We start from the raw sequence: 22,876 nt of genomic DNA, 5'->3' as shown, positions 1-22,876 counted from the left end.
GTGCATTGAATCTATATCAACAACTTGGATTTGAATAACCGATTACAACTTAAAGGTTAGTTCTTCACGTTTTAAATAAAATCAAAAGAATAAATTAATAGTTTGAAAGGAGCTGATTTTCATTCAGCTCCTTTTTTCAAACACAGTTGTTGTATTGTAATTAGTTAAATCTGTTTGTCGAGGTATTGAGCTAGAACCTTCAAACCAGAATCTAAATCCTCTAAAGATTGAGTAGAAGAAAGTGCAATACGTAAATACTTTTCAGAAGAAGATTGTCCACTTAGAAAACGATCTGAATGAAACACACGTACACCTAGTTTTTTCAAATCTGCTTCTAAGTTTACCCCATTACTATGACTATGAATAGGAAGCCAACGGTAAAAACTAAGAGGATGACCAATCTTATTTACAGGGAAATAGGATGAATAAATATCGTTTACATTTTCAGCTAACTGTTTCTTTTGTTGAACGATTTCATGCGCTTTACCTGATAAGATTAGCTCAGTAATTACTTCTACATCAAGTGATGATGTTTTTACGTTAAGATTAAAAATAGCCTTCAAAATTTTTTCGCGTAGTGCATCCCCAAAAACCATGTAAGCAACTCTCAATCCAGAACAGATAGACTTTGATGTACCACAAATATATACGCTTTGTTCTGGAAGTAGGTTATACATCGGTTGTTTGTAATCAGAAATTACTCCCGCAGTTATAAATGCATGTATATCATCTTCGATTAAAATTAATCGATGCTTCCTAATTACAGAAGCTAGTTCAAGTTTTCGAAAGTCAGAAATCATAATAGTAGTAGGGTTACTACAAGAGGGCATTAGGAATATGCCATGTAAATTTAATTGGCTACATTGCTTTTCAAGTTCATCTGGCAACATTCCAAATTGGTCGGAATGAATAGGAACTAATTGAATGTGAAGCGTTTTTGCTAACTCTATAAAATTCGAAAAAGTGTAAAAGTCGGTTGCAATACGATTACCTGGCTCAAATAAACTTGCTAAAGCAATGACCAAAGCGTTTTGAGTACCAGATACAATCGATAAATTATCTTGAGCAGCTTTAATACCGAAAGCTTCCATCCAGTTTAGTGCAGCTGCCTTGTGATGTGGTATTCCGGTAGGATCATTATAATTTAATAATTGATCTAAATAGCTTTTACTGACTACTTTCTGGATTGCTTCAGTTACAATACTATTCGTTTGTTCAAAAGAAGCTACAAAGCCAAGATCAATACTATTTGCTGTTTTATCTGTTGAAATCGTGATTGAATGGGCTGCATTTGGAGCAACAAAAGTTCCACTTCCTGTAATCGCATAGATTAAACCTTTTATTTCACATATTTTGTAGGCTCGAGTGATTGTCGTAAAATTTAAGTCAAGAAAATCAGCTAATTCGCGTTGAGGTGGTAACTTTGTACCAGGTGCTAGAAAGCCATTAATAATATCTTGTTCTAGTTGTACTGCAATGGAATTATAAAAAGGACGTTTTAAAGACGATTTATCAGGTTTCCAAGACATTGGGTAATTTTCAAATGAATTTACTGGCATATACTTCACCTCTATTGTTTAATTCCATACAATTATATCATTTTTGTATGGAAATCAAAAAATACAATTCTATACATAATTGAGTAGAAACTTTGAAATCATTCTTTAAACTGTACTTGATTTAATTTTTAGAAAATTGTAATCCATACAATTATTTCGTTTTTTGTATGGATTCTGTATGTTAAATTATAATAAATTTAACGATACAGGATGTGAAGCTATGAAAAAGGGGAACAAACTTTGGATGGCATTTCGATTTGCCTTTCCACACACGATACCCATTTTTGCAGGATTTTTATTTTTAGGGATAGCATATGGGATTTTTATGAACTCTTTAGGATTCAGTGCCATTTATCCGATTTTGATGGGGCTAACAATCTTTGCTGGATCGATGGAATTTATTGCAGCAAACTTATTACTGATGGGTTTTAATCCAATTAACGCACTGTTACTAACTTTAATGGTGAACGCGCGACATTTGTTTTATGGAATCTCAATGTTAGATAAATATAAAGGCACTGGAAAGAAAAAAATCTATTTAATTTTCGGACTATGTGATGAGACTTTTTCGATAAATTATACCGCTGATATACCAGATAACGTGGATAAGAGTTTGTACATGTTTTTTGTTACATGCCTTAATCATTTGTATTGGGTAATCGGTGCAGCAATAGGAGGAATTTTTGGATCACTTGTAAAATTCAATACTAAGGGGCTTGAATTCGTCATGACTGCCCTTTTTGTTGTTATATTCATTGAGCAGTGGAAAAAAGAGACAAAACACATTAGTGCAATAACAGGGGTTGGTCTTTCAACCATTTGTCTTATTATTTTTGGTGGAAATAACTTCATTATTCCTGCGATGCTCTCAATTCTTATTACACTTAGTGTACTTAGAAAACCATCTAAACCATCTAAGAAAGTCGAGGTATCACTATGACGATGAATATAACCCAGCAAATTATCACAGTCTCAATGGTTGTTTTAGGTACAATGCTTACAAGATTTCTTCCGTTTATCATTTTTCCACCGGGGAAAGTTACACCGAAGTATGTACAGTATTTAGGTAAAGTCCTACCGTCTGCAGTAATTGGACTATTGGTCATCTATTGTTTTAAAAATGTAAATTTACTTACTGGAACTCATGGTATTCCAGAGCTTATTTCAGTATTTGTAGTTGCGATTCTCCATTTATGGAAAAGAATGATGCTTCTTTCGATCGCAGGAGGTACGATTGTATATATGATTCTTGTGCAATTAGTTTTTTAATGAAATAGGAGTGAAATGATGAAATATTATAGATGGAGTAATGAACAAATTAGAAACCAAGTAAATGTTCTTGATGGAGTAATTAATCCACATATCATTTTAAAAAATGCTACGTATTTAAATTCATATTTGAACCAATGGCTCCATGCAAATATTTGGATTTATCAGGATCGGATTGTTTATGTTGGAGAAGCACTTCCGGAAAACTTAAATGAAATTGAAGTAGTAGATTGTGAAGGGCAATACATAGTACCAGGTTATATAGAACCTCATGCTCATCCATATCAGCTCTATAATCCTCTTACTTTAGCAAAGTATGCTGGACAATTCGGTACAACAACATTAATTAACGATAATCTAAAATTATTCTTAGAATTGCCTAGTCATGCTGCTTTTGAATTATTAAATGATTTTAAAAATATCCCATCAAGCATGTATTGGTGGTGTCGTTTCGACGCACAAACTGAATTTCCGAATAATGATGAGCTATTTAATTCGGAAGATGTTATGTCTTGGCTCGAAAATGAATTAGTATTACAAGGTGGAGAACTAACAGCCTGGCCAAAGCTACTAAACGGTGACAACCAAATGCTTACCTGGATACAGGAGACAAAGAAATTAAATAAGAAAGTGGAAGGGCATTTTCCTGGAGCTTCAGAACGCACTTTAGCTAAGTTAATGTTATTAGGTGCAGATTGTGATCATGAAGCAATGACAGGAAAGGAGGTACTTTCGCGTTTAATGCAGGGCTATATGGTTTCATTAAGACATTCTTCGATACGACCTGATTTAGAAGTGCTTTTAAAGGAAATTAAAGAGCTTGGCATTCAAAAATTTGATCGTTTTTTCTTTACGACCGACGGTTCACATCCTTATTTTTATGAAAAAGGAATGACTGATGAATTAATAAAAATAGCAATCCGTCACGAAATACCGTTAATTGAAGCATATAATATGGCAAGTTATAATGTAGCTTGCTATTATAATATGGAACATTTACATGGTTCAATTGCCACAGGAAGAATTGCAAATATTAATCTACTAGCAAGTAAAGAGAACCCAACACCTTTAAGTGTTTTAGCAAAAGGTAAATGGATCAAGAAAGGTGGGAACCTTATCAATCAATATTTGCCAATCGATTGGGAGAAATATGAATTTTCTAGACTAGATTTAAAGTGGACTTTACATAAAGAGGATCTGAGTCTTTCAAGCTCATATGGTATAAACTTGATAAATAATGTTATTACAAAACCATATGAAAGTATGATTGATATAGAAAGTGATGAATTATCATACGAACATGATGAATGTTTTCTTTTAATGGTTGGAAGAGATGGTTCTTGGAGATTAAACACGGTAGTGAAAGGATTTGCTCAATATATGGGTGGATTTGCTAGTTCTTATTCTGGTACTGGAGACATTATAATCTTAGGGAAAAGAAAATCCGATATGTTGAAAGCTTTTGAAAGAATGAAAGAAATAGGTGGTGGCATGGTACTGGTTGAAGAGAACAAAGTTGTTCACGAAATATCTTTAGCTTTAAAAGGTAGCATGTCTGAATTAGACATGGACAGTCTAATAAAAGTTGAGAAAAAGATGATCGAATTGTTAAAAGAAAAAGGATATAAATACGACGATCCTGCTTTTACGCTATTATTCTTTTCTGCAACCCATTTACCATTTATTCGATTAACTCCAAGTGGATTATATGATGTGAAAAATAAAGAAATTCTAGTTTCTCCAACAAAAAGGGAAACTGCATATTAAACGAAATAAGATTGGAATAATTTTAAAAATCTTAACAAAAAACATAAAATATAAAGTTGTATCTAAGGCATGAATCCGAAAATTAATCTGATTCATGCTTTTTTATTTGCTTTATTTAAACTAACAATAATGAAAAGAAACAAAGTAGCGCATACTAATCATGATAATTTTAGAATAGAAGATGGTAGGATGATTAATCTAAAATAGTTCTGGTTTTTAGCGAAGGGATGAAATATTAAGTGGAACATTTAAATGGAAGAAACGAAAAAAATAAGAAAAATAATATCCATAATTTCACAATAAATCCCAAAGGTAATATAAATGAAAACTTGGAAATCATCGAATCAATCTTTCCTACTTCTGACCTTGTAAAAAAAATTCTAATGATTGATGGAAAGCCTGCACTTTTAATTTATTTATCTGGTCTAGTAAATGAGCAAAAAATTGATTCATTTATTAATAATATTATTTCGGAAAAAAAAGATTTCGAGATATTCGTAAATAATAATACGGAAAGTTCAATTCGAATTGCTAAAATCGAAAAATCTGTACTAGAGGGTAAGAGCGTTTTATTTTTAGACGGGGTTTCATCTGCTTTTATTTATTCTACAGAGAATCCACCTCATAGGACATTCATGCCGCCAAATATCGATAATTCACTGAAAGGTTCAAGAATTTCTTTTGTTGAAACGTATCAAGCTAACATCGCCTTACTCCGCAGATTTATTCAAAATAGTGATTTTCGAACAAAACAAACTGAAATTGGAAATGAGAATAGAAGCATCGTGTCAATTGCTTATTTGGATCATGTAGTTGATGAGAATCTCCTATTATCTGTAGAAAATAGAATTTCAGAAATAAAAGTAGATTCAGTGTTAAATGCAAATCAATTGGCTCAATTAATGGAGAGAAATCAATTCTCACCATTTCCACAAATATTAACGACTGAAAGGCCGGATGAAGCGGCAGCAGCTATATTAAAAGGAAAAGTCGTTCTAATATTAGATCGTTCATCTGAAGTCATTATTTTACCTTCTGAGTTCATATCATTTTTTACAAGTATTGATGATTATTCTTCTAGATCTTTAGTAGCTACATTTAATCGAATTCTAAGAGTTGTAGCTTTCTTTATTACGCTCTATTTACCTGGAATTTATATTGCAATTGTTTCGTTTAACTTTGAAGTTGTACCTTTAAAATTACTTTTTTCAATTGGTGAATCACGTGCACAGGTCCCTTTTGATCCTCTATTTGAAGCAATTATTATGGAAATTACATTAGAAATGCTTAGAGAAGCTGGTGTTAGATTACCAGCGCCAATTAGTACAACAGTAGGGGTAGTAGGGGGGATTGTAATTGGACAAGCTGCAGTTCAAGCAGGTATTGTAAGTAACATTATGGTTATTGTAGTTGCATTAACAGCTATTTCTTCGTTTATTATTCCAAAATATGAAATGGCATCAAGTTTACGTATCTTAAGATTTCCTATAATGGTGATGGCGTCTTTATTTGGCATTTTTGGACTTGTTATTAGTACAATGATCTTAACTGTTCACGTACTATCATTAAAGAGTTTCAATACTGCATATTCTTCACCCCTATCACCAATTATTTTTAGTCAACTAAAGGATACATTTATACGAATTCCTTTAAACTATCTTTGGAAAAATCAAAATAAAACTATTAAAAAGCATTAAGTGAATATTGGATGTGATTATTAATGAATATCACTAAATTGAACATTACATACTACCAATTTGTTCTTATTATTTTTGGTGTTCAAATAGGTATTGGAATGTTATCGCTACCACGTGAATTAGCTGAAAAATCAGGTGCAGGCAGTTGGATTTCGATCTTATTTGGAGGTTTAATTTCAACAATTTTAAGTACTTTATATATAAAATTATGTCAAAAAGTTCCACACAAAAATTTTTCTTCATTTATTACTTTATATTTAGGAAAAATAGTTGGAAAAATAATGCTTTTTTTAATCTCAATCTATTTCATATATGGTGCATCTTTAGTTTTAATGCTATCTGTATTATTTGTTCAATCATATTTACTTCAACATACAAGTGCTTATATTATATTGTTCTTATTTTTGGTTCCGTCTTTTCAATTAGTAACTGGAGGTATTCATTTAATTGCGAAATATATTGAAACAATATTTCCTTTAGTTATATTTTTCTTACTTATGTTATTTCTGACATTAAAAATTCCAAACTTTAAAAATCTAATTCCTATTTTGAAAGAAGGTTGGATGCCTATTATAAAATCTGTTCCTACAACGACTGTGTCATTTTTAGGAATCGAAATCATATTTGTAATCTATCCATTTTTAGATAAAAAGGAAAAAGCAATGAAGGGAGTTATTGTAGCAAATATGATGAGTTCGTTTACCTATTTATTTGTAACAATAATTTGTTTTTTAAATTATAATCCATATGAGATATTAACTATTTTTGCACCTGTTATTGATATTTTAAGTATTATCGAATTTCAATTTTTAGAGCGAATGGATGTAATTTTATTATCCTTACTATTTATGGTAATTTCAAAAACATGGGTTACCTATTTTTGGGCAGGTATGGACGGACTTTATGAGTTATTTAAAATAAAACGATTTCCGCTTTTTGTAATGACTATTTTTAGTTTGATTACTATTAGTTCATTTTTTTTCATTCCATCCTTTAAATTCTTTGATCTTCAAGTGAAAACTTTTTCTAATTTGGGGCTCATTGTTATTTTAGGCCTACCTATATTGTTATGGATAGGTGGAATAATAAATAAAAAAAATTTCGGGTGACATCAAAGTGAAAAAAATTGCTCATTGTTTATTAAGTGTGATGATATTAATGGGATTAACAGGTTGTAATGATAAAGTTAATATTGAAGACATTACTATGGCGCTTTTATACGGAATTGATTTAGACGAGCAAGGGAATGTTACTATTTATATGTCAAGCCCTGTTTTTAGTAAAGATGCGAAAGAAAAAAATGAAGAATTTAAAGTGAAAAGTTTATCTTTCAAAGAAGCCAGAGATTATTTTGATGCAAAAGCAACAGGTATTACAGCAGGTGGTAAGTTGCAGGCTATATTAATCGGTAGAAAAATAATTGAACATAAAGACTGGTTTTCTTTATTAGATGTATTTTACCGAGATCCAAAGATGCGTCTTAATGCTGATATATTAGTTATTAACGGTTCTGTTTCAGATGTTTTTGAATTTAGTCCGAAAAATAAGCCAAGATTATCAGTATTTATTCCACAGTTAATAAAAACAGCCAATTTTAGAAATGTCTCAGTAAGAACTACATTACGAAATTTTTACTCTTTGAATTCAGAAAAAGGTATTACACCTTTTGCACCTGAATTAACTTTAAAGGATGATATTTTAGAAATAAGTGGTACTACTTTATTAAACAATCAAAATCAATATAGTAGGTCTCTATCATTAAAAGAAACATTGCTAATAAAAATATTAGCGGATAGAAATACAGGACAAATAAGTATGTGGTTAAAGGATAAACAAGACAGCAAAAATAATAATACCATCCCTAATGATAAAATCAGTTTTTATGTCAGGGATATAAAAAGGAATGTAAAAAAGAAATATAAAGATGGAAAATACCAATTTGATATAAACCTTAAATTACCGGTATCTATAACAGAATCCCCAATATTATTAAATGATGAATCACAAGGAAAGTTGAAAAAGGAAATTGAGCATGAATTACAAAAAGAACTTTATCATTTAATTAAATCACTACAAAAAGAAAAGTTGGATCCTATTGGTCTTGGTCAATTCGCAAGGTCATTTAAATACCATGAATGGAAAAAAGTAGAAGATGATTGGGTTAGTGCATACCAACAATCAAAAATTAATGTAAACGTAAAAATTATTTTGGTAGATAAAGGGACAACTATGTAAGTAAAAAGATATATAATTTCACAAAATAAACATAACAATAAAACAAGTGAAAATCACTTAATGAAAGATTCTTTTAAAAAAAATTTTGAAAAAGAAGTAATCCGCAATGGAAAGGTGATTTCTGTGTTGTACAGTTTTCATCTTTTTTAATTTAAAATTGTTATTGAATTTATTATAGTTTCTTTTTTTCTTTTGTTCAGCTACAGTCATTTTCCTAGTTCAATATAGTAATAATATTTAATTTATTTGATATAACAAGAAAAGCTTAACCATTATCAAAATAATTTTTTAATAATAATGTCTTTACTTTATTATTAAATTCTTGATACAATAGCTTTCCGTCTGAAAATTCGGCTATTTATTTATATAAAGGGGGTAGAAAAATGTCTACACAACAATTTAAAGAAGAACTTCAGTATTTAAACACAATCTTATCTGAAATGGAACGGCAGCTAACAAAACTTGAAGGGATTCCCGTTTATACCGGAAGTGATGTAACCGAACAAGTACTTGAAGGAATTCGAGATACAAATCGAAGAAATCTTCGCTTAGCTAAAAACGAACCATATTTTGGGAGAATGGATTTTCAAGAGGAACAGAAAGATTCGGTACCAGTTTACATAGGAAAAGTAGGAATATCAGAACAAACTACAGAAAATCCATTGATAATTGATTGGCGTGCTCCAATTGCAAGTATGTTTTATTCGTTTACAGGAGGAGACGATCCTGCTTATTACGAATCTCCGGAAGGGATTATCGAAGGTATAATCTATTTAAAACGAAATATAGTAATCCGCAAAAAAAATCTCCAACGCGTTGTAGATACATATGTAAAAGGCGATCAAGATGTATCAACTACTGATGATTTTCTTCTATATCGATTAAGTGAAAACAAAGATAATCGCTTGAAAGATATTGTATCTACTATTCAATCTGAACAAAATGATATTATTCGTTCATCCAAAAATACACCTTTAGTTATTCAAGGAGTAGCAGGAAGCGGAAAAACAACTGTTGCTCTTCATCGACTTGCATTTCTTATTTACCAATACCGTGAAACATTAAGGGCAGATAAAATGATTATTTTTGCACCTAATAACATGTTTCTAGATTATATTTCAAATGTTCTTCCAGAATTGGGTGTAGGCGGCATTCAACAAACAACATTTTCTGATTGGGCATTAAATACCCTCGACCATGAAGTAAAACTAAAGGATTCATCAGAAAACCTAAATAAATGGTTCGCAACTGGAGCTAACCGTCTTGAAATTAATCATAATAGTCCAGGTAAATGGAAAGGCTCAACTCATTTTATGTCATATATTGATCGATGCATGGATATGTATGAAGCCTCAGCTGTTCCTGAAAAAGATTTCAAACCTTGGAAAAAGAGAATGATTGATAAAGAAACACTTAAACATTGGTTTAGTATTGAATATAAACATTATCCACTTGCTAAACGGAGAGAACGCATTGTTGCAAGGCTTAAGAAATGGATTGATAATGAGCTAAAGGTTATAGAAGAAACGAATATAAGAAAAGAGAAAAAGAAAAAAGCTACTCAATATCTGAATTCTTATATGAAACAATGGCCAAAACATACTGCACTTTCTTTCTATAAATCTCTATTCACTACAACAAAGGATGCTTTTATTGTAGACGAAATTCCAGCAGATATTATTAAATCTACATCTTTAAATTGTAAAAAGAAAGAGATGGATCAGGAGGATTTGGCTCCGCTAGTCTATATTCACAATCGTCTTTTTGGAATTGAGTCAAAGCAAAAGTTCCATCATGTAATAGTAGACGAAGCTCAGGATTTTTCACCTTTCCAAATTGCATTATTAAATAAGATGACGCTTGGAAATTCGTTCACCATTCTCGGCGATTTATCCCAAGCCATTCACGCGTATCAAGGGATTAATACTTGGGATGAATTTTTAGAGGTATTTAATGAAAAAGAAGTAACCTATTATGAGTTAAATAGAAGCTATCGTTCTACAATGGAAATTATTCATTTTGCGAATGAGATTATTAAAAAAGCAAATATACCAGTTAGCCTAGCAAATCCAGTATTTCGAAGTGGAGAGCAAGTTAAAATACAAGAAGTTGATCATATAAATCGAATTCAAGTAATCATTAATTCCATCCATCAATTAAAAAAGGATAAAATGGATACAATTGCAATAATTGGCCGTACTGAGGATGAGTGTGCAATTTTACATAATGAATTATCTGCAGCTGGAGAAGAAGTATCCTTTATTCATTCAAAAGAGAGAAAATACGAAGGTGGAATTTCAGTAGTACCAGTGTATCTTTCTAAAGGTCTTGAATTTGATGCTGTACTACTTGTTAATGTAGATGATGTGCATTATGAACAAACCAAACAAGACGCTAAGTTACTTTATGTTGGCTGTACTCGAGCACTTCACAATTTGATCGTATTATATTCTGGAAACAAATCTCCACTGATTGGAAAATCATCACTTCAGATTGTTTAATTACAGTGCTAATTATTTTATTCAACTATTTAATACAAATTTACAAAAAAGCATCGATTTAACAGATCGATGCTTTTTTATTTTGACTCGTATGAACTTTCTAAAACTTTTGAAACATTTTCAATTTCCTAAAAACAGACATATAATTCTTCTATTATTGTAAAAAATCTCCTAAAATATGGTAAATCCTACTCTTTTCAACAAGATAAGTAGACTATTAATATTGAAGTATTAAATAAAAAGTAGGTGATCATCATCGAGACAAATCAAGAAGTCATATTGTGTTTGAAGGATTTAAAAAAGGACTATGGTGCAAAATCGGTTTTAAAAGGAATTGATTTAACTGTTCATCGTGGTCAAATTATTGGTTATATTGGACCAAATGGTGCAGGTAAAAGCACGACTATAAAAATTTTATTAGGACTAGAAGGAAATTACTCTGGGAATGTTGAGATTTTTGGGGAAGAAATTTCAGATCAGAATGTTGAATACAAGAAAAAAATTGGGTATGTTCCAGAAATTGCTGAACTATACGATAATCTTACCGCTAGAGAGTATTTAACATTCGTTAGCGAGTTATACGGAATGGATTTTGATGAAGCTGATGAGAAGGCTAAGAAGATGATGAAGGTATTTGGTTTGGAGGAAGTTTACTTATCCCGAATTGCTTCTTTTTCAAAGGGGATGAGGCAAAAAGTCCTAATCATTTCAAGTTTAATACATAATCCTGACCTATTGTTTTTGGATGAGCCACTAAGTGGGCTTGATGCAAATAGTGTGATGGTATTTAAAGAAATTCTAGATATTCTAGCTGCCAATGGAAAAACGATTTTTTATTCATCTCATATTATGGATGTTGTAGAGAAAATAAGTAATCGAATTATTTTGATCAATGATGGTAAAATCGTAGCAGATGGTAGTTTTAAAGAATTAAAGGAGCAAAATGAAGAGGGATCATTGGAACAGATTTTCAATCAGCTTACAGGGTTTAATGAACATCAAGCTTTAGCTGAGGAATTCGTATCCATTGTTAAAGGGGGATAACGATGAAAGAGTTCCCTATGTTAAAAATCTTAGATTTTTTCCGACCACTATTTGAATTATTTGGTGTTGAATATCCTATCATGCGTAAAATTTTAGCGGTAAAATTAACAATGGATAGTCGTAGGACACCGACCATTTTCAATCAAAACAACAAGAAAACAAAGAAAGATGAAGAAAATGGAATCACAAAATCATTAGGAATATATGCTTTACTTAGTTTGATGCTTATTCCATTAGTGCTGTTTGGAAAAAGTTATGTATATGAAATGAGCGCTTTTTTTGGCATTATTATGTTCCTCATTATGACATCAATGATTTCGGATTTTTCAAATGTCTTACTTGATGTAAAAGATAAGGGGATTCTTCATACAAAACCGATTAGAAAAAAGACAATTACTGCAGCAAAAATGGTACACATATCTATCTATCTTTTATTAATAACGACATCAATTACAGCTTTGCCAGTAATAGTTGGAACATTTAGACATGGGATTTTATTCTTAATTTTGGCGATTGTAGAGCTACTTCTCGTCAATTTATTTATAGTTGTCTTAACGTCGATTATCTATTATTTCATTTTAAGATTTTTTGATGGTGAGAAGTTAAAAGATATTATCAATTACGTCCAAATCGGATTATCAATTTCAATTGCTGTAGGTTATCAACTTGTTGGTAGAGCATTTAGTTTTGTAAATCTAGATATGTCATTTTCGCCAACTTGGTATCATTTTCTTATTCCACCTTTTTGGTTCGGGGCGCCATTTGAGTTGATTTTAAATCGTAACACAAGTACATATCTTATTGGATTTTCTATTTTAGCAGTAATAATCCCTATTATTGCAATCATGTTATATAGTTTATTGATCCCGTCCTTTGAGAAAAATCTTCAAAAATTATCAAATAATAGTGGTATTAATAGAAAAAAAGACAGTAAGTGGAAGAATTGGCTGACTAAAGTATTTTGCAGTAATAATGAAGAAAAGGTTTTTTTTAGATTTGCAGATAATATGATGCGAAACGAGAGGGAATTCCGTTTAAAGGTTTATCCATCATTGGGATTATCACTCGTTCTTCCATTCGTTTTTCTATTCAATCAATTACAAATTTCTTCCTATCAACATATCGTTTCAGGTAAAAGTTATTTAACGATTTATTCGTCTTGCTTAATCATTCCGAATGCAATCGCAATGCTAAAATATTCCGGGAAATATAAAGGAGCCTGGATCTATAAAACAGCGCCAGTATCAAACCTCGCACCATTATATAGTGCAACTTTAAAGGTATTTATCGCAAATCTATATTTTCCTGTCTATTTTATTTTAAGTATAATTTTTATCGGAATCTTTGGTATTAAAATAATTCCTGATATTTTAGTTGTTTTTGTAAGCTCAATTTTATATACAGTAATTTGCTCAAATTATCTTAAAGGATCACTTCCATTTTCAGAGTCTTTTGAGGATGCACAACAAAATTCTGGTATTAAAATAATGATTGCCTTAGTGTTAGGGGGGATTTTAGCTTTAATTCACTGGGGAATAACTTTTATTCCATTTGGTGTAATGATTTATTTAGTCTTGCTAATTATTGTGACTTTCTTTTCATGGAAGCACGCCTATAAAACGATTTGGAATTTTTGAAACGAAGAATTGTCGATTATTATTACAAAAAAAGTAGAGGGCACAATGCTTTCTACTTTTTATATTTTATTACTTGGGTAAGATAAATAAGTGAGTTGAGCAATTAAATAGAACTTTTTAATTGATTGGGATAATATGGGATTGTAGCTTAAATAAAAAGTTTGTGAGAGGACGTTGACTATGTCTAATTTATTCAAACCATTCAAATACAAAGGATTAGAATTAAAAAATCGTGTTGTGATGCCACCTATGTGTCAATATTCAGTCCATTTAAAAGATGGGATTCCAACAGATTGGCATTTCGTTCACTATACTAGTCGTGCAATCGGAGGTACGGGTTTAATCATTATTGAAATGACAAATGTTGAAGATCGAGGCCGCATTTCAGATTATTGCCTAGGAATTTGGAGTGATGACCATATACCGGCATTTAAACGTATTGTCGATGAATGTCATAAATATGGTGCAAAAGTTGCGATTCAAATTGCCCATGCAGGACGTAAAGCTGAAGATGCTCCAATTCCAGTGTCGTCTTCACCGAACGCATTTAACGAGAAATCAAAAACACCACATGAGTTAACAACTTTAGAAGTTAAAGAAATGGTTGAAAAGTTCAAAAAAGGTGTAGAGCGCGCGGTTCTTGCAGGAGTAGATACGATTGAGCTTCATGGAGCACATGGCTATCTCATTCACCAATTTGCATCTGCTTATACGAATCAAAGAACAGATGAATATGGACGGGATAAATTTTTATTTGGAAAAGAAGTCATTAAAGCAGCTAAAAGTGTAATGCCAGCTGATATGCCACTTATTATGCGAATTTCTGCGTTAGAATACGTGGATGGAGGCTATGGACTAGATTATTCTGTCGAAATGGCTAAATCATTCCGTGATGAAGGTGTCGATATCTTCCACATTTCATCTGGTGGAGAAGGTCCAATCGGTTCAGGAGGTAGACCTGGATCTCATCCTGGATATCAAGTCAAATTGGCTGAACAAATAAAGAAAGAAGTAGAAATCCCTGTTATTGCAGTTGGGAAATTAGATGATGCAAATCTTGCAGAATCTGTACTTGGCAATCAAGAAGCGGATTTAATCGCTGTTGGTCGTGGGATGCTAAGCAATCCTTATTGGGCGAATGAAGCTTCTATCCTTCTTGATGGGAAACCTTTGACTCCAAAACCGTATGAGAGAGCATATTAAGAATAAATTAGTAGAAAAGTACGCTATGTGAACAGCGTACTTTTTTATTGAGACTATAAAAAATTGGATAGTTTCTAACTAGACATTATTTGGAATTTACTTCATCAAAAAATGGTTTGTTCGCAAAATAGTACATAACTGCCATCATAAATTCTCCACCAATAAGATTTCCTATTGTTACAGGAATTAGATTTCGAATTATACCGGATATAGAAATAGTGGCAGGATGATCAATGACAAGTGCAATTGCAAAGGAGCACATATTGGCAATACTATGCTCGTAACCGGACATAAAGAAACAAAACACAAATAACATCATCGCAGTAATTTTTGTTAGATTTTCAGTTTCACCAAAGGACATTGGTATGAAAAAGGCAAGGCACACAAGCCAATTACACAAGATACCCCTTGCGAATAAATGAAAAATAGAATTATCTATTTTATGTTCGACAACTGATAATAGAAATGCACTTGAGTCAGGAGCTTCAAAAAGTCCAGTAGTATAAATGATAAACGCAAAAAGACATGCCCCTAATACATTTCCTACATAACTATATACCAAAAGCTCAAAAACTTTAGGCCATTTCATCTTATCTCTTAATGCTGCATAAGTGTAATAAAATGTATTCCCAGTAAAGAGATCTCCACCACCATACCAAATCAACACAATTGCTGCACCAAATGTTAATGCGGCAATTGGGTATGCAACAGGAGAATTAACTAAGAAAAATCCGTTCCCAGTCTTGAAAGCTACCATTACACCGAATCCAATAAACATACTAGCAAGCATACTTCTTAATATGTAGCGGAAATGGCTTTGTTCAAATATTTTTTGTTTCTTTAAAGCCAATTTTTCAACTTCTAAAAGCGGTTTAGTTTCCATGGTATCACCCCTTTTTAATTTGCCCATAAATGGTTAAGAAATAGCATTTTTGTAAATTTTTATGGTAAAATTTAATTATTAACAATTTTCCGCATAATTAATTCAACTGTTATTAATGAGTTGATGGATATCGAATAGTAGATATAGAAAAGTTTATTGGAGGGGTTATTTTGAAAGAAATTATAGTACGCCCATATACACTTGAGGATGCAGAGGCTAAGTTACAATTACATATAGAAAATAAAGAACATTTTGAAAAATGGTCTCCGACGTTAAGGAAAGAAGACTTTTACACTGTTGAAGGACAAATGAATAGTATTAAAGAATTTATGGAAAAAAGCGCAGAAGATAGTAGATATGATTTTGCGATCTTTGTAAAAGAAGACAATGATCTAACTTTAATAGGAGAAGTACAATTCATTTTTGTGACACGAGGACCTAAACAAAGTTGTATGGTTGGTTACCACATTGGGGAAAAATTTAATGGCCAAGGATATATGACGAAAGCTTTGAAACTTGCTCTGAAAATTGCATTTGAAGATTTGAAGTTCCACCGAGTTACTTCAGAAGTTAATCCAGAAAATTTAGGGTCTTTACGCGTCCTTGAAAAAGTTGGATTCGTGAAGGAAGGATATTATCGAAAAAACTTAAAAATTAGAGATCAATGGTATGATCATGTTTGTTTGGCAATCTTGGAAGAAGAATTTGCAGAGAAGGTTGTACAAAGCTAATTTCGTAAAATAAATATTTTGTTTAATTTTAAGATAGACAGTTTACTGTTTATCTTTTTTTTTTGATGGAAAATAATTACCAATAGCTAAGGAAAAAGTCCAATTTTACATTAAATGAAAATTATTTCCTATGCATTACGACATAATTTTTAATTTATCGTAAAATTTTAGCAATAAAATAAAGGAAAATTGGCATATTTTAGCTAATTAATAAGTAAGGGAGTTCTTACTCTCTTTACTATTTAATAATCGATTCAACAATTCGATTATAGTGTAAGATGCTCAAAGTAAAAACTATGGTGAAAAAAAAGGAGTGGTAGGGATGAATTTCTACATTATATCGGAAGAGAAAGAAAACCAAAACATTCATTATTACTGTATCGCTGCAGGTAGCCATCGCTACGACTTTGCTGTTATCTTTTCGGAAAAATTTCTAGGCAAAGCAATGGTGGTCTCTATTCAAAGTGGTCGAATGGTATTACTTTGCAGAGAAGACATTGACCATCCAGAACACTGGGACCAAAAGCTTGGCATTGCAGCTGAAGACATCAAAGAAATTGAATCATTTTTTCATTCTATCTTGGACCAACGAATTTTTAGTGATCAATATTAAAAAGCGAGAGTCTCCATATTTTAGGAGACTCTTTTTAATTTGTATTTTTAATTACATGTTTGATTACCTATTTAAGTAAAGAGAGTAGCTATTTTGCTACCGGCTTCTCTTTTATCATTTAAATATCAAATTTAAGCCAGTTTCTAATTCGTTTTGCAGCTTCCCCATCTGCAACTATTAGGATTAGTACTAGTCTATTCGAATATATTGGCAACTTTCACTGAAAATAAAACAAATGAAGTAACGAAGAGGTTTTTAAATTTTAAGAAACAAAATGCATATAGAAGAATCATATTTTAAAAGTAAAATATGTTAAGGAGGATAGAAATAATGAAAAAGCATTTCAAGATAATTACTCTGATAATAATTTGGGCTTTGTATTTTATTTCGTTAAGGTTTACTGCTTTAACTACAGCAAGTGGGGATAAATTTGGAGGACTTATTATATTGTTAACAGGTTGGTTAGGTGTATTTGCGGGTATGATGTCTGCTATTAGTTGGTATGCAAACCTGTTTTTTCTTTACATTTCAATTCAAACGTTAAGGGGAAAGAAAACTAGTATTAGTCATATATTTATGTTATTGCTGGCAATCAGAGCATTTTTTCCAATGGATTTGATGCTTGATGAGGGGGGAAATACATCCAAAGTTGCGGAGCATAACCTTGGTTTTTATTTATGGTTCTCGGCAATAGTTTTATTAACTATTTTGGCATTTATTAATTGGAGAATGATTAGAAATAGTGATAATTGAATGCAAACATAAAGAAAACACAACTGTTTAAATAACAAGTTGTGTTTTTTGTTGTATCTATGTTTATGTAATTGTATTTAAGTTAATTAACTTCTTTGATTGAAAGAATGTCTCTAAGCCTTTTTGTGGATTCTCTCCCGTATTCATTGGAAAAAGCTAAGAGAAAAAGATATAGTTTTGTAATTTGAAGAAAGCAAAAAGATAAATACAATTTTCAAGGCATAGGAGAGAGGTTAATTGCCGTATTTAATCTTCAGAAAATAAGAAATTTGATTTTCTCAAGTTATTTGGTGGTGATATCATATTTGGTTACATCGGAAATTCTACTTCTAAAATTGTGCCAGGCGGCCTTTACATGACAAACATTGTGATGATAATGTACATACAACGATAGCCACAATTATGGCAAAAATATGAATAAAGAAGATTCTCTATTAATCTAAAAAAATTATTAATTATATATTAATTTTGTTTTAAATAACTTACAATTAATAAGAGTTTGTTACAATTATATCTCTTATTCTATTTATAGTGAGTAAAAACGCTTGTTTCGTTAATTATCTTACAGGTAAATAGGCCTTGAAAATCCTCGGAAATTCATATTATCAAATCCAAAAGTTCTATTTTTGAGTAATTTAAAAGGTATTATTGAGTGTTTACTAGAAAATAATTCCAATAGAAAGGAGGGATTTGACAGTTTTGATTTGGAACTAATGTAACTACTTATAAAAATTAATCCATTTGTTTTCATTCATTAATAAATTCAAATCTTTCAATCAAATGAATGGATTAATGTTTAAATGTTACATATGTGTGTCTAATTAATTTTCTTTGAATCTATTAAAAAAGGGGCTCTACAATGAAGAAAAAAAATTATTTAGCTTTACCTGTATCTACAATCCTTTTATTTTCAAGTATTTATTCTGGGACAGTTCAAGCTGCTTCAGTAACAGGAGCTAATAGTACAGTTGCTAATCAGGTAAACTCTGGTAAAAACCTTAGAAAAAGTCAAATAAAGGAAGTACCAAAAGCAAGTGGTAAAGTACTCCCTAAAAAGGCAGAATCTAAAATTGAAACAAAATTAAGAGATAAATTAAAAAATAAACAATCGGTATCGAAACATAATGAACAAACAGGTGAATTAATCGTTAAATATAAGAAGAAAGTGACTACTAGTGAAATCACTACACTTCAGAAAAAGTATTCTTTAAAATCTTCAAAGAAATTAAAGAGTTTAAACGCTGAACTAGTACATATCCCAACAGGCGAAAGCACTAGTGAGTACATAACGAAGCTAAAAAAGGATCCAAACGTTGAATCTGTACAACCAAACTATAAATATTATGCTTCTGACTTTAAAAATACGGTTAACTATTATGATGAAGGTAAATTATGGGGACTGGATAATTACGAACAGACGATTAATGGTAGTAAAGGAATAAAGGATATTGATATAAACGCACCTGAAAGCTGGAAACAATATGGTTCTAATTTATCGGAAGTATTAGTAGGTGTAATTGATACGGGCGTGGATATTAACCACCCAGATTTAAAAAATAAAATTTGGGTAAATGAAAAGGAATTACATGGAAAAAAAGGTGTAGATGATGATGGCAATGGTTATGTTGATGATATAAATGGTTGGGATTTCTATCACCATGATAATACGGTCTATGATGCACTTGATGGAGATGAACATGGTACTCATGTATCCGGAACAATTGCTGCAGAGTTAACAAAAGATAATAAAGGGATCGTTGGTGTAGCTCCAAATGTAAAAATAGTACCATTAAAGTTCATTGGTCCTGATGGTGGAACAACGGCAGATGCGATTGAAGCGATTGAATATGCTAAAAGTATAGGAGTTAAAATTACAAATAACAGCTGGGGTGGCGGAGAATACGATCCGTTACTTGAAGAAGCAATTGAAAATTCCAATAGCTTATTTGTAGCTGCTGCAGGAAATGATGGAATGGATAATGATGAAGAGGGAGCTTATCCTGCAAGCTATGAAAGTTCTAATATCTTATCTGTAGCTGCTGTTGATAACAAAGGTAACTTAGCACCTTTCTCAAATTATGGTGCGGAATCTGTTGATGTTGCTGCTCCTGGAGTTGACATTTTAAGTTCAGTTCCTAAATACCCAATCGATGAAATTATAGCAAAATTGAATATTAAAGGTGGAGCTGGAGCATCGGCACAAATTTCTGGAGATAATTACAAGGCAATCTTTGATGGAATAGGCTACGAAAAAATAGGGTCCGAAGAAATTACAGATTCAGAAAGACAAGATGCTTTTGACAAAGCTTTAAGCTATTTAGATATTACCGATAATAAGAAAATTTTACTTGTTCAAGATGATGAACATGATCTTGCTCAATTATTCAATGACGAAGAAATTTCAAAGATATTTAAAGACTATTCACCAATATATAATCAACTGTTACCTAACGCGGATAAGGTAACAATAAGTTCTCAATCTTCTCTTTCAGATTACAAGAGCAGTACCGAATTATCCTCCTACGATGCTGTAGTTTGGTATACTGGTAATGGACTTGGAATTATTTCTGATGATGGTACAACCTTAACTAAAACTGATACCGACATGTTAAAAAATTACCTTTCAAATGGTGGAAAATTATTATTATCAGGTGTAAACGCCTTATCAGGACAAGAAAAATCACCATTTGTTAAGGATACTTTAGGTTTAAATGTATACCCGGATATGGGACCAAGTTTGAATGTAAAAGGATTATCTGGTGGAATCTATGATAATACTAATTTAAATATAAATAGGTATGATTTTCCATACTATTTCGCTGATTTTCTTCAATCTAATAATTCAAAGGCAGTCATAAATTCAGAATATGTTTCTGATTATTCACAAGCATATGATTATTATAGTGGAACATCTATGGCAACTCCACATACTACAGGTGCTGCTGCTATTTTATTAGGTTTAAATCCGGACATGTCACCTGAAATGCTTAAACTATATACTAGTGCAAAAGGAAAGACGCTAGAAAACCTAAAAGGACTTGTAGGTACTGGAAATATTGTTAGAGCTTCGGATCTTGATAAATTTGATGACAATGATACTCCTGGAGTTCCATTAGATAAATTTGTTAAAGATGGCAAATTAGAAGAAAAAACAGTTAATAACGCTGGTAATAAAGACGATGTTTATGCATTGTCATTAAAAGAAGGACAAGGCATCACATTCTCTTTAAATGGTCAAGCAGGAACTGATTTTGACTTGTATGTTTACAATGAATCAACAACTAGCGTAAATAATAAAAATGGAATGGTTGCATACTCAGAGAACGCCAATTCATCGAACGAAAAGATAAACTTTGTAGCTCCTAGAACTGGCATTTATTTTGTAAATGTCCACGATTACAAAGGTACAGGAAACTATAAACTTTACACTGGTAATTTCGATGGATCGTATGAAGATGATTCTAGCTTTGTGACTTTAGCTGGAGATTGGATGCCAATAATGAATCCACAATTCTCAGAAGAAATGGCAGGGGTACTTAATTCTAAAGGAGAAGTTAGGTTTTCATTTGTTGGGTCTAGTATTGAATGGCAAGGTTTTAAAGATCCTTCCCAAGGAATTGCCGATGTATATATAGACGGCAATAAGTTTGCATCAAAATCGCTTTATGATAGCACGTTCAAATCGAAGCAAAGTTTATTGAAGTATGAATTTAATACTTTTGGCAATCACTCTATAAGAATAGTATGGACTGGAAAAAGTGATCCAGCGGCAAGAAAATCAGCTACAGGGATCAATTTGGATAAATTTGTTGTAAAAGAAAATCCTATTACATTGAAAACATCTTTTGACACTAAAATGAAATATCCTGTTATTTCATGGACAGCTAAGAGCTGGGCTGACACATATAATATTTACCGAAAAGAGTCTACGGAAAAAAACTATGCAAAAATAAATAACACCAAGACAACATCTTATATAGATAAGACTGCAAAACCAGGCAAAAAATACGACTATGTCGTAACTATTAATACAAATAATAAAGAGACACCTTTTTCATCACCAATTACTTACGTTTACGATGATGATACTAATGCAAGTCTACCATTGAATGGTACTGTAAAAGGTAGTCTAAATGCTGCCGCAAACGACTTAAATGACGTTTGGTCTAAAAATTTAGAAGCGGGTAAAACATATGAGATTACGCTAACAGGGCCTTCTAATACTAACTTTGATCTTTCATTATTTAATATTGGTACTTCAACTATTTACGATAAGACTGTTCCATTGAATAAATCAGCTGGCACTTCTTCATCTGAAAAAATCGTCTTTAAACCAAAGAAAAAAGGTATGTACTATATCGTTCCTTCCATTCCTTCTGGTGGAAAAGGTTCTGGCCAATATAGTCTATCAATTTCCGTGCAAACGACAAAAACAGTAGAGAACACAGATTCTAATGTTAAATACTCTGGAACTTGGAATAAATTAAAGTATACGAGCGCTTCTGGCGGTACGATTAATCAAACAAAAGCATCTACTGGATCACTTCAATACAATTTTAGTGGTACGGGTATAACTGTATTTGCTTTAAAAGATAAGAATATGGGTAGAGCTGATGTTTATGTTGATGGTAAAAAAATCAAGCAAATTGACCTTTACTCTTCAAGCCGCAAATATAAAGTGAGTGTTTTTAATTTGCAAAATCTACCAAACAAAGCACACACTATTAAAATTGTTGCTACTGGTACAAAATCTAGTGCTGCAACAAACAAGTTAATAAATGTTGATTCATTTAAATTAACTCAGTTTTCTTTAGTTAAATAAGCAAAACAAAAAAATCCTGATTGCTCTTTTGAGTATTTCGGGATTTTTTTTCGAATTTAGATTAGTTTAATTACCTCTACCAAGGGAAATAAAAAGGTGACAAATTTTGTAAAATATTTTGAATAATATAGACGTTATATCTTTACATTTGTTAAAATTAAA

At 31.5% G+C, this 22,876-nt stretch carries 16 protein-coding genes; 14 read left to right on the top strand and 2 right to left on the bottom strand.

Going from position 1 to position 22,876, the window contains the following annotated elements:
• Positions 1–164 precede the first annotated feature (164 nt).
• On the bottom strand, positions 165–1,559 hold the full coding sequence (locus V5E38_RS09500) for an aminotransferase-like domain-containing protein (RefSeq protein ID WP_499213082.1): 1,395 nt from the start codon (positions 1,557–1,559) through the stop codon (positions 165–167).
• Positions 1,560–1,779: 220 nt separating this feature from the next.
• On the opposite strand from V5E38_RS09500, the gene azlC reads away from it, so the two are divergent.
• From azlC to V5E38_RS09450, 10 genes are all read left to right on the top strand, one after another.
• Positions 1,780–2,499: an ABC transporter permease family protein gene (gene azlC / locus V5E38_RS09495; protein ID WP_499213081.1), complete on the top strand. Its 720-nt coding sequence runs from the start codon at positions 1,780–1,782 to the stop codon at positions 2,497–2,499.
• Positions 2,496–2,828 carry a branched-chain amino acid transporter permease gene (locus V5E38_RS09490; protein WP_097977106.1) on the top strand — a complete coding sequence of 111 codons (333 nt, stop codon included), beginning with the start codon at positions 2,496–2,498 and terminating at the stop codon, positions 2,826–2,828. Before azlC ends, V5E38_RS09490 begins: the two co-directional genes overlap by 4 nt.
• A gap of 18 nt (positions 2,829–2,846) precedes the next feature.
• Positions 2,847–4,595: an adenine deaminase C-terminal domain-containing protein gene (locus tag V5E38_RS09485; protein ID WP_499213080.1), complete on the top strand. Its 1,749-nt coding sequence runs from the start codon at positions 2,847–2,849 to the stop codon at positions 4,593–4,595.
• 239 nt (positions 4,596–4,834) lie between these two features.
• Positions 4,835–6,292, top strand: a complete 1,458-nt coding sequence (locus tag V5E38_RS09480; RefSeq protein WP_499213079.1) for a spore germination protein — start codon at positions 4,835–4,837, stop codon at positions 6,290–6,292.
• A gap of 23 nt (positions 6,293–6,315) precedes the next feature.
• A complete protein-coding gene (locus tag V5E38_RS09475) occupies positions 6,316–7,401 on the top strand; it encodes a GerAB/ArcD/ProY family transporter (protein ID WP_499213078.1) in 1,086 nt (361 codons plus the stop codon).
• Positions 7,402–7,408: 7 nt separating this feature from the next.
• Complete coding sequence (locus V5E38_RS09470; RefSeq protein WP_499213077.1) at positions 7,409–8,527, top strand: Ger(x)C family spore germination protein; 1,119 nt, start codon at positions 7,409–7,411, stop codon at positions 8,525–8,527.
• 383 nt (positions 8,528–8,910) lie between these two features.
• Positions 8,911–11,028, top strand: coding sequence for a HelD family protein (locus V5E38_RS09465; protein WP_499213076.1), 2,118 nt, complete (start codon positions 8,911–8,913; stop codon positions 11,026–11,028).
• 285 nt (positions 11,029–11,313) lie between these two features.
• A complete protein-coding gene (locus tag V5E38_RS09460) occupies positions 11,314–12,072 on the top strand; it encodes an ABC transporter ATP-binding protein (protein ID WP_499213075.1) in 759 nt (252 codons plus the stop codon).
• Between the two features lie 2 nt (positions 12,073–12,074).
• Positions 12,075–13,709, top strand: a complete 1,635-nt coding sequence (locus V5E38_RS09455) for a hypothetical protein (protein WP_499213074.1) — start codon at positions 12,075–12,077, stop codon at positions 13,707–13,709.
• Positions 13,710–13,889: 180 nt separating this feature from the next.
• Positions 13,890–14,912: an NADH:flavin oxidoreductase/NADH oxidase gene (locus tag V5E38_RS09450; RefSeq protein ID WP_499213073.1), complete on the top strand. Its 1,023-nt coding sequence runs from the start codon at positions 13,890–13,892 to the stop codon at positions 14,910–14,912.
• 85 nt (positions 14,913–14,997) lie between these two features.
• Here V5E38_RS09450 and V5E38_RS09445 read toward each other — a convergent pair whose 3' ends face one another.
• Complete coding sequence (locus V5E38_RS09445) at positions 14,998–15,795, bottom strand: formate/nitrite transporter family protein (protein ID WP_335479416.1); 798 nt, start codon at positions 15,793–15,795, stop codon at positions 14,998–15,000.
• Positions 15,796–15,965: 170 nt separating this feature from the next.
• Here V5E38_RS09445 and V5E38_RS09440 point away from each other — a divergent pair, with 170 nt between their 5' ends.
• The 4 genes from V5E38_RS09440 to V5E38_RS09425 all read left to right on the top strand — a co-directional run bounded on the left by V5E38_RS09440 (position 15,966) and on the right by V5E38_RS09425 (position 22,714).
• The gene (locus tag V5E38_RS09440; RefSeq protein ID WP_499213072.1) at positions 15,966–16,526 is read left to right on the top strand and encodes a GNAT family N-acetyltransferase; all 561 of its coding nucleotides are present in this window, start codon (positions 15,966–15,968) and stop codon (positions 16,524–16,526) included.
• A 322-nt stretch (positions 16,527–16,848) separates the two neighbouring features.
• Complete coding sequence (locus V5E38_RS09435; RefSeq protein ID WP_097977120.1) at positions 16,849–17,139, top strand: SAV0927 family protein; 291 nt, start codon at positions 16,849–16,851, stop codon at positions 17,137–17,139.
• Positions 17,140–17,469: 330 nt separating this feature from the next.
• Positions 17,470–17,892, top strand: coding sequence for a hypothetical protein (locus V5E38_RS09430; protein WP_499213071.1), 423 nt, complete (start codon positions 17,470–17,472; stop codon positions 17,890–17,892).
• Positions 17,893–18,751: 859 nt separating this feature from the next.
• Positions 18,752–22,714 carry a S8 family serine peptidase gene (locus tag V5E38_RS09425; RefSeq protein ID WP_499213070.1) on the top strand — a complete coding sequence of 1,321 codons (3,963 nt, stop codon included), beginning with the start codon at positions 18,752–18,754 and terminating at the stop codon, positions 22,712–22,714.
• Positions 22,715–22,876: the final 162 nt, after the last annotated feature.

Source organism: Rossellomorea sp. GAMAL-10_SWC, from assembly GCF_049568075.1.
Lineage (GTDB): Bacteria > Bacillota > Bacilli > Bacillales > Bacillaceae_G > Gottfriedia.
Note: the sequence above shows the minus strand (reverse complement) of the source record. Positions and strands in the feature narration are given on the sequence as shown.

Coding starts and splice junctions, on each gene's coding strand:
- V5E38_RS09445 (WP_335479416.1), bottom strand. CDS start 15,795: ATGGAAACTAAACCGCTTTTAGAAGTTGAAAAATTGGCTTTAAAGAAA.
- V5E38_RS09450 (WP_499213073.1), top strand. CDS start 13,890: ATGTCTAATTTATTCAAACCATTCAAATACAAAGGATTAGAATTAAAA.
- V5E38_RS09430 (WP_499213071.1), top strand. CDS start 17,470: ATGAAAAAGCATTTCAAGATAATTACTCTGATAATAATTTGGGCTTTG.
- V5E38_RS09490 (WP_097977106.1), top strand. CDS start 2,496: ATGACGATGAATATAACCCAGCAAATTATCACAGTCTCAATGGTTGTT.
- V5E38_RS09465 (WP_499213076.1), top strand. CDS start 8,911: ATGTCTACACAACAATTTAAAGAAGAACTTCAGTATTTAAACACAATC.
- azlC (WP_499213081.1), top strand. CDS start 1,780: ATGAAAAAGGGGAACAAACTTTGGATGGCATTTCGATTTGCCTTTCCA.
- V5E38_RS09485 (WP_499213080.1), top strand. CDS start 2,847: ATGAAATATTATAGATGGAGTAATGAACAAATTAGAAACCAAGTAAAT.
- V5E38_RS09435 (WP_097977120.1), top strand. CDS start 16,849: ATGAATTTCTACATTATATCGGAAGAGAAAGAAAACCAAAACATTCAT.
- V5E38_RS09455 (WP_499213074.1), top strand. CDS start 12,075: ATGAAAGAGTTCCCTATGTTAAAAATCTTAGATTTTTTCCGACCACTA.
- V5E38_RS09475 (WP_499213078.1), top strand. CDS start 6,316: ATGAATATCACTAAATTGAACATTACATACTACCAATTTGTTCTTATT.
- V5E38_RS09500 (WP_499213082.1), bottom strand. CDS start 1,559: ATGCCAGTAAATTCATTTGAAAATTACCCAATGTCTTGGAAACCTGAT.
- V5E38_RS09425 (WP_499213070.1), top strand. CDS start 18,752: ATGAAGAAAAAAAATTATTTAGCTTTACCTGTATCTACAATCCTTTTA.